We start from the raw sequence: 13,436 nt of genomic DNA, 5'->3' as shown, positions 1-13,436 counted from the left end.
GCCCGCCCCCGCCCGGGAATCCGCCACGTCAGTCGGCGCACAGATCGGCGATCCGTGCTGGCTGGCCCATCGTTACGATCCCGACCATGATGCGGTGCATTTCATCGCGGCGGACCGGGCGCAGCGTGGCGTGGCGACCTTCCTCACCGACGAGTATCTGCCGTCGTCGGCCACGCCGATCGTGGTGCCACGCCGCGACGCGGTCGCGGCCGCCCCGCCCGCTGCATCGGTTCATTTCATTTTCCACTCGGCCTATTGCTGTTCGACGATGCTGGCGCAGGCACTCGACATGCCGGGCTTCGCCACCGCGCTGAAAGAGCCGGTAATTCTCAACGATCTCGTCGGCTGGCGTCACCGCGGCGGTCATCCCGCGCGCGTCGGTGAGGTCCTTGATGCGACGCTGAGACTGCTTGGCCGCGCCTTCGATCCCGGCGAGGCGGTGGTGATCAAGCCCTCCAACGTCGTCAACGCCCTCGCGCCGGCAATGCTGGCGATGCGGCCACAGGCCCGCGCCGTGCTGCTCTACGCGCCGTTGCGCATCTATCTGACGTCGATCGCACGAAAGGGCATGTGGGGCCGGCTTTGGGTGCGCGAGCTTCTCGCCAAGCAGCTCGCCGATGGCATCGTCGATCTGGGCCTCACGCCCGAGGACATCTTCAGGCTGACCGATCTGCAGGCGGCAGCGGTAGGGTGGATCGCGCAGGCGGATCTGTTCGCCGGCCTGGTCGCCCGCTTTCCGGACCGCGTCAGAACGTTGCAGAGCGAAACCCTGCTCGCGAACCCCTTTGCCACGGTGACGGCCCTGGCACGATTCTATGCGCTGCCCGACGATCCGGCGACCGTGCAGGTGCTGCTCGACGGCCCTGCCTTTGCGCGCAATGCCAAGGACGGCAAGAGCTATGGCGCGGCGGACAGGGCACGCGAGCACGAGACCGGCGCGGCACTCCACGCCGACGAGATCGACAAGGTGGTCATCTGGGCAGAGGCGGTCGCACGCACCGCCGGCGTCGCGCTTGATCCCCCGGCGCCCCTGCTGGGCTAGGCGCTCGTCCCGCCACCACGCGCAGCCGATAGGTTCGCGGTCGAGCCCGGACAAAAAAAGGGGCGGTTCCGAAGAACCGCCCCAATCCAGACCGAGATGGCCTGACCCTAGAAGTGCAGGTTCGCACCGATCGCAAAGCGGCGGCCCAGTGCGTCATACGTCGACGGATAGGTGTTGCCGCTGTTAAAGCTCGTCGAACCCACCGTCGATCCGACGAGCGGCGGCTGCTTGTCGAACAGATTCTGCACCGTGACGGTCAGGTCGAAATTCTCGGCAATGCCGATCCGGGTCGACAGGTCGATATAGTCGTAGGACGGGATCCGCGTGAAATCCGCAGACTGGCCGGCGAGAGCGCCACCGGTGAGCGTACCACTGAACGCCGCCCCGTTGCCGTTGACGACATCGTCCGGCTCCTGCTGGACGTTATCGATGTGACGCCACAGTACCGAAACGTCGATGTTGTCGACGAAGGTGAACGTCGCACGCGTGTTCCAGGTGAATTCGGGCTGGATCGAGCCCGAGCCCCCAGCCGCAGCGCTGGCCGCGCCGCCGCAGTTGACCGAATAATAGCCGATGCACTCACGATTGATGAGGCCCGGCGCGGCCTGGAAGGTCGCGGAGTTTGACCAGTTGCCCTGGAACGACAGGCCCAGCTTGACGCCCTGGGTCAGCGGCGTGCGATAGTTGATCGCGAGATCGATACCATCGGTCTTGACGGTGCCGAGGTTCGAGATCGCGGCCAGCAGGCCGCGCGTCGTTGCCGGATCGCCGTCGAGCCCGCCCGTGACCGGGTTTCGCGAAATCGCGAGGCAGGCCGGGCTGGTGGCGCTCGCCGCGGTGATGGTGTCGAAGCAGTTGGAGATGATATCGCCCGGCGCGAACTGCGAAATCGCGCCCTTGATCTTGATGTTGTAGTAATCGACGTTGATCGACAGGCCCGGGATGATCTGCTGCGGCTGGATGACGAGGCCGAGCGTGTAGCTGTCCGACTTTTCCGGACGCAGGTCGAGGTTACCGCCGGACGTGATGTTCGCCTGACCCGCAGTCGGAACCGCAATGAGACCGATGGTCGAGGCCGGTGCGCCCTGCGCAAGGCAGACGGCGCGCAGATTGGCATCGTTGACCGGCGCTGCACCGGCGCAACGATCGGTCGCCAGGTTGGTCAGACCCGTATTCACTGGCGAGAACAGCTCGCTGATCGTCGGTGCACGGACGGCACGCTGGTAGCTACCGCGAACCTTCAGGCCCGTGACAGGCTCCCAGCTGCCACCGCCCTTGTAGGTGGTCGTGTTGTACGAGGGCGAGTTGGCCGCGAACACCTTGTAGTGCGAGTAGCGGACGCCAGCTTCGAGCGTCAGGCTCTGGAAGAACGGACGATCCTGGACAAGCGGCGCGATGAGCTCGCCAAAGCCTTCGCTGACCTCATAGCCACCGTCGATGTTCGGCGCGGCGCCACCGGCACCACCGAGTTCGCCAGCGGTCTGTGCCAGCGTATCCGAACGCTGCGACGCACGGTACTTGCGATACTCCGCACCGGCCGCGAAACCGATCGAGTCGCTTGCGAACGGCGAGGCAAAGCCGAAATCACCGTTGAGAACCGCGCGGGCCTGCGCCAGCGAGGTACGAACGGTCGTCGTGCTCTCACCCGTGATATACGAGGTCATATCGGGGGTGATCGAACCGTCGGCACCGAAGACGTTGAGCGGAACGCAGCCGGTTCCCGCGTCGATCGCTGCACCGCCGGGCGCACCGCCAAGGCAGCTCGTGGTATTGGTTGCATAGACCGCGGACCGTACGCGCGACGTCAGGACATAGCCCTGCAGCGTCTGCGTATTCTCCGATTCACCGTAACCGCCCGAGACGTCGAGCTTGATACCCTCGGTCAGTCCAACCTTAACGCCGGCACGATAGTCGAAGATCGTCGTCTGGAAGTTCGAGATACGCGGCCCGACCTCGGTCGTCCGGCGCGACAGGTTTGTCGTGATCGTGCGGAAGTTCGGGTTTGCGGTCGTCACGCCGCCCACGGTCACGGTCGGGCTCGTCGCGGTTGCGGCGAGGTCGCACTGCGCCTGCGTGATGCTGGCGGCGGCGCAGAACTGGTTCCGCGCACCGGCCGGCAGGTAGGGGTTCGACAACGGCACGACGATCGACGAGTTGAACACGCCCGACGGCGCGATGATCGTGTCGACGGTGTTCTTCGAAAACAGGCCGCGCGTGTAGATCTCGACGCTGTCCGACACTTCGTAATGGCCGGCGCCATACATGTTGAACCGCTCAAACGGCGTCTGGAAGATGTTGTACGGGTTGAAGTTGAACGGAATGACCGCAGTCGTCAGCGAACCCGTGGCCGGGTTGATCTGGCGACGACCGCCAAGCGTGAAGACCGATGGGACCGTCGTGCCCGAGCCGCTGCTCGCGCCCGAGAACGAGTCGTAATTCTGCACCGAATAGTCGCGCTCGCCCTGATAGACGGGATCCGACTGCTGGTACCCGACCGAGAAGACCGCGTTACCGCGGCCATCGTCGAAATTGGCGCCGATCGTAATGTCGCCGCGGAAATACGCGCCATCGCCACGCTCGGTGATCTGGTTCGAGACCGAGGCGTCGATGCCCGAGAAATCCGACCGCGTGATGAAGTTGACGACGCCCGACACTGCGTCTGCGCCGTAGGTGGTCGCGGCGCCGCCGGTCAGCGTGTCGACCCGCTCGACCAGTGCCAGCGGGATGTTGTTGAGATCGACGCGACCGAGCAGACCCGAGGGTGCGATGCGGTTCCCGTCGAGCAGAACGACGTTGCGGAACGAGCCAAGGCCGCGAAGATCGACATAGGACGCGCCGCCATTGCCGTTGTTGACGGCCGAACCGATGCTCGGCGTCGCACCGGGCAGCGTACGCAGAATGTCTTCGGCGGTGTTCGACTGGCGAAGCTTGATTTCCTCCTGGCCGATGACAGTCACTGGCGATGAGGCGATCAGCGCGGGATTCTTGATCAGCGAGCCGGTGACGACGATGTCACCCTGGCTGTTCTCCGTGCTCGGCGCGGCTTCCGACGTCGTCATGCCGACCTCGCCCTGGGCGTTGGCGCCCGGCGTGGTCGACTGAGTCGCGGTCGCGCCCCCGGCGCGAATCCCCGAATTGTCCCCCTGGACCTGCGCGAGGGCTGGCGTGGCGAACGTCGTCGCCCCCATCAGCAACGTGGTCGCAAGCAAATGGGCGCGAGCTGCAGATGTCATAAATACCCCTTTGTCGCCGGTGAATGCACCGTGCATTTTCTCCGGTTTTTCCGGTTCTGGTCACGATCTATCCAGCCACGCCATTGCGCTGCAACAATTATCGTCGATTCGGACCTTTTCTCATTTCGTTTGCGACATCACCGTGACATAACCGCAACATAGTGTCGTATGGCGAAACCCGAGGCCGGGTTCTGCCAAGCCAAAGCTGATAAGGCGATCATATGCGAATGTTGTCGGCCATCTCTGTTGCCCTGTCAGCGCTGCTCGTCGGCGCCCTGCCGATCGCCCCGGCTGTTGCCGCGCAGGCCAGAGAAGACTCTTCGAAGACATTGGATGCGCTGGCCGCGTGCCGGGACATAACGGCCGATGCAGCCCGGCTTGCCTGCTTCGACACGACCGCCGGGCAGATCGCGCGCGCGCGCCAGGCAGGCGACCTGCTTGCGCTCGACCGTAGCAAGGTTATCGAGCGCAAACGCCAGCAATTCGGCCTTGCCGATGCCGGTCAGAACCCGCTTGGCGGCGGTGAGGCGGATCGCGCCACACGCGTTACGGAGGTGCAGACCACGATCACCACGGCAAAGCCGGCGAGCTATGCGCGGTTCGCGCTGCAACTGGCGAACGGCATGGTCTGGGAAACGATCGAACCGCTCTCACTGCAGCCCCGGCCGGGTACCGCAATTACGATCCGGCAGGCCGGCTTTGGCGGGTTCAAGGCGTCGATCACCGGCGAGCGCGCGATTCTCGTCAAACGCCGCCGCTGAGCCCGGTCGCTATCTTCGGCACCTCGTAAAAAGGTGGCGTCCTGCGGTCGTTAACGGGCTTCAGATCAGGGCCGACATGCTCGGCGCGCCCGCGGGATATCGATCAGCGTCACCGCCGGGGTGGTGTCACGGGTGAGCGGTCGGGCGGTCGCCGCCGGATCGTCAAGTATCGGCGGATGAAAGGGTCCCCATTCGACCACCGCGGCGCAACCCCGGTCGCGAATCACCGCAAGCGCGGCGGCGGGCGACAAATGCGTGCCCGAATACAGCCCGTCGGCCCAGCGTTCACGATAGGCCGACTGAACGACGATCGGTCTCGGGCCCTTGAGCTCCGCGTTTGAGCGATAGCGATCAAGCGCCAGCGCGACCGCATCGTCGCCGACGATGACGAGCGCGGGCTTATGGCTCCCGATCCGGGCCACGGCCTGGTGCCAGTGCTCGCGCTCACGGCTGGGCAGCCAGCTCGCCAGGCCGATGGCGCTCAGGCCGAGCAGGATGGCGCCGCTTGCACGGGCGACGGGGGGCGACTTTATGCGCGTCACGCCGAGCGCCACGAGGACCAGCTCGGGTCCGCTCGCCCAGCTCAGCGTGCGCGGCAGGAATATCGGCACCCGCTGGCTGATCACGAACAGCAGTAGCGGCGCGCCGATCGTCAGGACAGCGAGCAGCTTCACTTCCGGTCGCGCCGCACGTACCGCACACGCTGCGAGCCCGGCGAACAGGCCTGCCAGCAGCAGCATACCCGCAATCCCCGTCTCATGGGGAAAGAGCGGCAGATAGACCTGCGCCGTCATCGCGACCGCGTCGCGCCAGGACGGCGTGGCGATCCACGCGATATTGGTCACGGGCATTGTCATCTGGCGGACGCTGATCATCGCCCACCATCCCCAGCCTGCCAGCACCGCGACGTTCGTCGCCAGCCACCGCGCCTGTGCCCGTCGGTCACTCCACAGCAACCAGAGCATTGTCACCCCCGCCAACCCGGCAAACAGCGCGACCGTCGTATGCGTATACAGGCCGATGAGCGTCGCAATGCCGTAGAGGACTAGGCCACCCAGCGTCCGGCGACGCAGATAGAGCACCATCCCGGTGCAGGCGAGCAGCACCGCCAGCTGCGCGAGCGCATAGCCGCGCAGCTGTTGGCTCAGATCCGTGCCCAGCGCGGAGAGCGACAGCAGCGCGGCGGCGAGCAGCCCGGCCTTCGCATCCCCGACCGCTCGCCCTAGCCCGTATGCCGCGCCGATCCCCGCCGTCCCGATCCCGATCGGCAGGAGCCGCACCGCGACATCATCCTGGCCGACCAGCGCGATCCAGCCCGACAGCATCGTGTAGAACAGTGGCGGGTTCGTCTCGCGCAGCATCCAGCTGCTCCACAGCCGCGACACGGGCTGGCGCGCGAACTCGAGCGACGCCAACTCGTCATACCACAGCGAATACTGCGCCGTGTGGATGCGGAATGCCGCAACGGCGACGAGCATCAGCGCCAGCATCAGCGGCGCGCGCAGGCGTCCCGCCGCCGCCGGGGAACCACCATGCTGATCGACCCGCTTCACCCGCATCGCCTTTCCCGATCACGCGCGCCCGCACAAGGGGCGGCCTCACCGCATCGACGATCGTCAGACGAGCTGGAACTCCCCGGATACACCCTCCGCCTGTGCGGACGGCGCGATCCACAGGCAGAAGCGGCCCGGCTCGACCGTCGGCACGAGATCCTGGCCGATGAAGAGCAGGTCGTCGCGACGCAGCGTGAACGACACGACCTGCCGCTCGCCCGGTTTCAGCGCGACACGGCGAAACGCTTTCAGTTCGCGCACCGGACGCGTCACGCTGGCCGCCAGATCGCGGATATAGAGCTGCACGACCTCTTCGGCGGCGCGTGTGCCGCTATTGCCGATCGTCGCGCGCACCGTCAGCGCGCCATCGGTCGACAGCTGTGCCGCGCCGAGATCGAGCACTTCGTATTCGATCGCACCATAGGTCAGGCCATGACCGAACGGGAACAGCGCGGCGTTGGCGAATTCGCGGTAGCGCGCCTTGTATTCGAGCAACGGGCCCGGCGGGTTGGGCCGCCCGGTGTTCTTGTGGTCGTAATGATAGGGCTCCTGCCCCGTGGCATGCGGAAAGGAGACGGGCAGCCGCGCCGACGGCCCGGTCTTGCCGAACACGATGTCGGCGATCGCCGGCCCGTCCTGCGATCCCAGAAACCAGGTGACGAGGATCGCCGGCGCCTTGAGCACCGCGTCGCTGAGCACCAGTGCACGGCCGGTACGCAGCAGCACGACGATCGGCGTGCCGGTCGCGGCCACCGCCTCGGCCAGTGCCATCTGCGCCGCAGGGATCACGATCGACGCCCGCGACTGCGCCTCGCCCGACATGCGCTGGCTCTCGCCGATCGCCAGCAGGACGACATCGGCCGCGCGTGCGGCGGCCACGGCTGCGGCAATCCCGCCGGGGAGCGGGTCGTCGATCCCCGCCCCCTGCGTCACGCTGACCTGCGCCGGGTCGGCCACCGCCGCCCGGATACCGGTCGCCAGATCGACCGCTTCGGCGTCGGTGCCGTACACGTTCCACGGACCGATCAGGTCGTGCTGCCCGGCCGCGAACGGACCTATCAGCGCGATCCGCCGCCCCTGTCGCGGCAGCGGCAGCACCGCGCCGTCATTCTTCAGCAGGACGATCGACCGCGCCCCCGCATCGCGGGCCAGCGCCAGCGTCTCGCGCGTCCGGATCCGCGTCTTTTCGCGACGCGGGTCGATCCGCCGGAACGGATCGTCGAACAGTCCGAGCGCGACTTTGAGCGCGAGGACGCGGCGGACCGCCTGGTCGAGCCGCGCCATCGGCACCTCGCCCGCCGCGACGAGCGCCGGCAGATGCGCCAAGTAGAACCCGCTTTGCATGCTCATGTCGACGCCGGCCATGAAGGCGAGCTTGGTCGCTTCGCGCGCATCCGTCGCAAAACCGTGCGCGATCAGCTCCTCGTCACCGGTATAGTCGGACACGACCAGCCCTCCAAAGCCCCATTCACGGCGCAGGATCTGCGTCAGCAGCCACGCATTCGCGGTCGCCGGAACGCCCGAAATCTCGTTGAACGCCGCCATCGTCGTCGCAGCCCCGGCGTCGAAGGCCGACTGGAACGGCGGGAAATACACCTCGCGCAGCGTACGCTCGGACACGTCCACCGTATTGTAGTCGAGCCCGGCTTCGCCCGCGCCATAGGCGGCGAAATGCTTGGCGCAGGCCGCGACCGCGTCCGACGCCGCCAGTCCCCGCTCGCCCTGGAACCCGCGGACCCGCGCGGCCGCCATCATCCGGCCGAGCAGGACATCCTCGCCCGCCCCCTCAACACCACGGCCCCAGCGCGCGTCGCGCGCGACATCGACCATCGGCGCGAACGTCCAGTCGATCCCCGATGCCGCCGCCTCGGCCCCCGCGGCCCGGGCGGTGCGCCGCGCAAGTTCGGGATCGAAGCTTGCCGCCTCTGCCAGCGGGACCGGAAACACCGTGCGCAGCCCATGGATCACGTCGGCGGCGAACAGCAGCGGGATCTTCAACCGCGACTGGCGCATCGCAGCGGTCTGCATCCGCTGTGCCATGACCGCGCCATTGCCGTTGAACACCCCGCCCAGACGCCCGGCGCGGACCTGCGCGAGCTGCTCGTCGAAACTCGACGACCCGCCCGCAGGGTTGAGCGCGGTCGCCGCCCCCCCCGCCCAGGCCGCCGCCATCAGCGTCAACTGCCCGGCCTTCTCGACGACGGTCATGCGCGCAAGCACGGCTTCGACCGATGCGGGCAAGGCACGCGGCTGTGCCGTCTGCTGCAGCAGCGCGCGCGCCGGGCTGGCGGCCCAGGCGGTGACGGCGCCGGCCCCCATGATCATCGCCCGTCGTGAAATCGTCCGTTGTGCCATCGTCGCCGCCGTCATCCGCTAACCCTTCGCCCGTGCCTGCTTCGACCGCCCGGCTTCCCCAGGCTGATGATCGTTGCAAGGTTCTTGATCCCCGTTTCTGGATCATGTAACCGGTTACATCAAGAATAACATTTCCAGCCGCGAACGACGGCCGACGCCAGAGGGGATCCTGACCAGCCATGTCGCACGCCACGATCCGTGATATTGCCCGCGAGGCGGCGGTGTCGGTGGCGACCGTGTCGCGCGCGATGAACGGGCTTACCAGCGTCCGCCCCGAATTGCGCAAGCATATCGAGGAGGTCGCATCGCGGCTCGGCTATGTCCCGCATGCCGCGGCGCGACATCTGAGCTCGGCCCGCTCGGGCATGATCGGCGTGGTAATCCCCGATCTCCACGGCGAATTCTTCTCCGAACTGCTCCGCGGTATGGACCGCGAGGCGTCGGAGCGTGGGCTGTACCTGATGCTAATGAGGATGCACGGCGACGCGGCGCGCGGTGTGGCGGCGCTGAACGCGATGCGCGGTCGGGTCGACGGGCTGCTGGTGATGGCCCCTCAGGTCGCGGCGGACGAGCTGCTCGCGCACCTGCCGCGCGACATGCCCGCGGTGCTGCTGAACTGTGCGCCGGGGCAGCCCGGCCGCGCCGAACTGCGCATCGACAACGCCTCCGGCGCCGCCGCGATCGTCGAGCATCTGATCGCGACCGGCCGCCGCCGGCTGGTCCATATCACCGGCCCCGAGGGGAATATCGATGCGGAGGAACGGTGTCGCGGCGCGCGCGACGCCTGCGCGCGTGCAGGCGTCGCGCTGCGCATCCTGCCGGGGGACTTCAACGAACCCTCGGGTATCGCCGCCGCCGTGACCCTTATCGACGAGGGGTGCGATGCGGATGCGATCTTCGCCGCGAACGACATGATGGCGATCGGCGCGATGATGACGCTGAAACGGGCCGGGATTGCCGTTCCGGAGCAGATTGCGATCGCCGGTTTCGACGACATCCCGCTCGCCCGGCTCATCACGCCTTCGCTGACCACCGCGAGCATCGACATCGCGGCCTTCGGTGCGCGCGGCGTCGCACGGCTGGCAGGCGCGATTGCCGGGCAGGACGATGGCCTGCCCGAGCAGCGCGTCCCGGTCGTCGTCATACGGGAATCGACCGCCCAGCCCGACCCGGCACGACTCAACGCATTTCTATCCACAATTCACAACAAGACACCCGATCAATCGGGAACAGGGGAACGACCATGACCAAGATGATGTTGCGTGCGGCAGCGCTTTCGCTGACGGCGCTGTCCGGCGGGGTGCTGTTCGCCCCCGCGCCGGCAGCCGCCCAGGTCGGCCAGGCGTCGCTACGCGGCACGATCACCGCGCCGGCGGACAATCCGGTCGTCGAGGTCACCGCGGTCGAGGTCGCGACCGGCCTGCGTCGCACGGTGCCCGCTGACGCCGCTGGCGGCTACAACTTCGCGTCGCTGCGCGCAGGCACCTATCGCCTCGAGATCAAGCAGCGCACCGGTACGCGCAACTCCGACAGCTTCACGCTGCGCGTCGGGCAGAGCGCCGGGCTCGACCTCGACCTGTCGAGCGCCGCGACGCCCCCCGCCGCCCAGCCGACAACGCCCGGTGCCGAACCCGATCCGACGGCGGACACCGGGGCAACCCCGGCCGCAGGCGGCACGGGCGACGAGATCGTCGTCACCGGCAACCGGATTCGCTCGCTGTCGGGCGGCCAGGTCGGCAGCAACATCACGCAGCGCCTGATCGAGCAACTGCCGCAGAACAACCGCAACTTCCTTGCCTTCGCCGATCTCGCACCGGGCGTCCGCTTCATCGAGGACGCCAGCGGCGCGTCGCGCATCCAGGGCGGCGGCCAGGACAGCCGCACTGTCAACGTCTTCGTCGATGGCGTCAGCCAGAAGGATTACGTTCTCAAGAACGGCATCACCGGCCAGGATTCGTCGCCCGGCAATCCCTTCCCGCAGCTCGGCATCGGCGAATATCAGGTGCTGTCGTCCAACTACAAGGCGGAGTTCGACCAGGTCAGCTCGGTCGCGATCACCGCGGTGACCAAGTCGGGCACGAACGAATTCCACGGCGAGGGTTTCTTCGACTACACCAACCAGAAGCTGCGCGACCGTCGCCCGAGCGAGATTTTCCCGACCACGATTCCGAAGGTGGACACGAGCAACAAGCAGTTCGGCGCGGCCCTGGGCGGCCCGATCATCAAGGACAAGGCGCACTTCTTCTTCACCTATGAAGGCAAGCGCATCACCAGCCCGTACGACGTGCGACCCGAGAACGGCTATCCGGTCGCGTCGATCCCCGAACAATATCGGGACGATTTCGGTACCTTCGCGCAGCGGTTCAAGGAAGACCTGTATTTCGGCAAGATCGATATCGTGCCGACCGACAATGATCTGATCGAGCTGTCGGGCAAATATCGCAACGAATCCGGGCTGCAGAACGCGACGGGCATCAACGCCGCGAGCACGTCGACGCTGAACAAGGTCGTCGACAAGCGCGGGCTGCTGCGCTGGCAGCATACGGGCAATACGTGGATCAACGATGCGCGCGTGTCCTATGAGGACGTGGTCTTCTCGCCGACGCCCGCGACCGACGGCATCACGCAGTTCTTCCAGGCGACGCAGCGGATCGGCAGCGGCACGCAGCGCACCGACCTGCTGCGCGCCGGTGCCGGCGGCAATTTCCAGACCAAGGGGCAGAAGGGCTGGACCGTCCAGGACGATTTCACCTTCACCGGCCTTCAGGGGCACACGATCAAGGTCGGCGCCAAGGCGAAATGGGTGAAGCTCAACACGCGCGAGCAGAACCTGACCAATCCGCAATACACCTATGACGTCAACGCGATCCCCGGCGTCGCCTTCAACGACACACTGCCCTACCAGCTTCAGTTCGGTGCCGCCGTCGCGGCGGGCAATCCCAACGTCCGGTCGAACAATTTCCAGATCGGTTTCTACGCGCAGGATGATTGGGACGTCACCGACCACCTGACGCTCAATCTTGGCCTGCGCTGGGATTATGAGCGGACGCCGGCCTATCTCGATTATGCCACCTCGGCAGAGAATGTCGCTGCGGTGTCACCCGCCAATTACGGCAACCTCATTGGCGCCGACTACGACATCAACGACTATATCTCGACCGGCAACAACCGGAAGGCGTTCAAGGGTGCGTGGCAGCCGCGGCTGGGCTTCACCTATCGCTTCGACGAAGCCGGACGCTTCTCGATGTTCGGGGGCTATGGCCGCTCCTATGATCGCAACCAGTTCGACTTCCTGCAGCAGGAGGTCAGCCAGGGCGCGTATCAGGTCCGCACGTTCAACTTCATCGGCAATGATTCACTCAACCCCTGCGTGCCGAGCCAGACCTGTATCGCATGGGATCCGGTCTACCTGACCGAGGCCGGACGTCAGCAGCTGGCGACCTCGGCGAGCGGCGGTGGCCGCGCGATCGTCATGATGAACAACGACCTGAAGCTGCCCTATTCGGACCAGTTCAGCCTTGGTCTGCGCGGCCGCTTCTCGCCGGTCGAACTCGAGCTCGGCTTCACGCATATCGAGAGCAATGACGGGTTCGCGTTCCTGCTCGGCAACCGTCGCCCCGACGGAAGCTTCTTCTTCAACGATCCGGCCAACCCGACCGACGTGCCGCAGTCGCCGTTCTCCTTCTCGCCGAACGGCTTCGGGTCGATCATTCTCGGCACCAATGGCCTGAAGACCAATTCCGATGCGGTCTATTTCAAGCTGACCAAGACCTATTCGGCGGCCTCGCCGTGGAGCATCGACGCGACCTACACATACACGCAGGCCGACGAGAACCGCCAGTTCGGCGAAACCTATTCGCTCGATTTCGCCCAGCTCTCCGATTATCCGACGTTGCGCTCGTCGGGCGTGCCGCGTCACCGGTTCGTCATCGCGGGCAGCGTCGATACGCCGATAGGCGTGACGATCTCGACCAAGTTCCAGATCGAATCGCCGATCTATCTCAAGGCGTTCATCGACAATTCGGATCCGTTCTCGCGAACGCTGGTCGGGCGCGAAGCGGATGGCCTTGGCGATCTCTGGGGTCGTCGACAGCTCGATTTCGCGTTCACGAAATATGTCCCGCTCGGCTTCATCTCCGATCAGACCAGGATCCGCATGCGGCTCGATATCCTGAACGTGATGAACGACCGCAATTACGTCGATTTTAATAACAGCCCGCTCGATCCGAATTACGGTCGGCGGTCGACCTACAGCACGGGCGGCAACGCACCGCGCACGGTCAAATTGTCGGCGGGTTTCTCCTTCTGACCTGCCCCCGGGGGACGTGGCCCAGCCACGCCCCCCGCTTTTTTTTGAAGACCAGACCCGAAGGACATCATGATCGATCGCAGGCAGATGCTGGGCCACAGCACGCTCGGCCTGGCGGGACTCATGGCCGGCTGCGCCGTGCCGTTCCGCCCCAGTGCTCCCCTCCCCAGCGCGCCCCTACCC

At 66.2% G+C, this 13,436-nt stretch carries 7 protein-coding genes; 4 read left to right on the top strand and 3 right to left on the bottom strand.

All coding sequences use genetic code 11. The features are described 5' to 3' along the window. Positions 1-1,042 (top strand): hypothetical protein (locus tag GV027_RS18300; RefSeq protein ID WP_328799512.1); only part of this gene is annotated, 1,042 nt, incomplete at its 5' end. Positions 1,043-1,149: 107 nt separating this feature from the next. On the opposite strand, the gene GV027_RS18295 is transcribed toward GV027_RS18300, so the two are convergent. Then, positions 1,150-4,275 (bottom strand): TonB-dependent receptor domain-containing protein, encoded by a 3,126-nt coding sequence (locus tag GV027_RS18295; protein WP_159513094.1) that lies wholly within the window; start codon positions 4,273-4,275, stop codon positions 1,150-1,152. 221 nt (positions 4,276-4,496) lie between these two features. Between GV027_RS18295 and GV027_RS18290 the strand changes: the two genes are divergently transcribed. Beyond that, positions 4,497-5,036 (top strand): hypothetical protein, encoded by a 540-nt coding sequence (locus GV027_RS18290; RefSeq protein ID WP_236559372.1) that lies wholly within the window; start codon positions 4,497-4,499, stop codon positions 5,034-5,036. A gap of 65 nt (positions 5,037-5,101) precedes the next feature. Here GV027_RS18290 and GV027_RS18285 read toward each other — a convergent pair whose 3' ends face one another. Both GV027_RS18285 and GV027_RS18280 read right to left on the bottom strand, forming a co-directional pair. Then, entirely contained in the window at positions 5,102-6,589 is a 1,488-nt protein-coding gene (locus GV027_RS18285; protein ID WP_159513092.1) for a glycosyltransferase family 39 protein, read from the bottom strand. 63 nt (positions 6,590-6,652) lie between these two features. After that, entirely contained in the window at positions 6,653-8,959 is a 2,307-nt protein-coding gene (locus GV027_RS18280) for a glycoside hydrolase family 3 N-terminal domain-containing protein (protein ID WP_443029565.1), read from the bottom strand. Between the two features lie 164 nt (positions 8,960-9,123). On the opposite strand from GV027_RS18280, the gene GV027_RS18275 reads away from it, so the two are divergent. Both GV027_RS18275 and GV027_RS18270 read left to right on the top strand, forming a co-directional pair. Next, positions 9,124-10,191, top strand: a complete 1,068-nt coding sequence (locus GV027_RS18275) for a LacI family DNA-binding transcriptional regulator (RefSeq protein WP_159513091.1) — start codon at positions 9,124-9,126, stop codon at positions 10,189-10,191. Next, positions 10,188-13,253, top strand: a complete 3,066-nt coding sequence (locus GV027_RS18270) for a TonB-dependent receptor (RefSeq protein WP_235516506.1) — start codon at positions 10,188-10,190, stop codon at positions 13,251-13,253. Before GV027_RS18275 ends, GV027_RS18270 begins: the two co-directional genes overlap by 4 nt. Positions 13,254-13,436 lie beyond the last annotated feature (183 nt).

Source organism: Sphingomonas sp. T1, assembly GCF_902506585.1.
GTDB lineage: Bacteria > Pseudomonadota > Alphaproteobacteria > Sphingomonadales > Sphingomonadaceae > Sphingomonas > Sphingomonas aerolata.
The sequence above is the reverse complement of the archived record's forward strand: the minus strand, read 5'-3'. Positions and strand labels throughout refer to the sequence as shown.

Excerpts from the sequence above, each read along its gene's own strand:
- GV027_RS18295 (WP_159513094.1), bottom strand. The coding sequence starts at position 4,275 with ATGACATCTGCAGCTCGCGCCCATTTGCTTGCGACCACGTTGCTGATG.
- GV027_RS18290 (WP_236559372.1), top strand. The coding sequence starts at position 4,497 with ATGCGAATGTTGTCGGCCATCTCTGTTGCCCTGTCAGCGCTGCTCGTC.
- GV027_RS18280 (WP_443029565.1), bottom strand. The coding sequence starts at position 8,959 with ATGACGGCGGCGACGATGGCACAACGGACGATTTCACGACGGGCGATG.
- GV027_RS18275 (WP_159513091.1), top strand. The coding sequence starts at position 9,124 with ATGTCGCACGCCACGATCCGTGATATTGCCCGCGAGGCGGCGGTGTCG.
- GV027_RS18270 (WP_235516506.1), top strand. The coding sequence starts at position 10,188 with ATGACCAAGATGATGTTGCGTGCGGCAGCGCTTTCGCTGACGGCGCTG.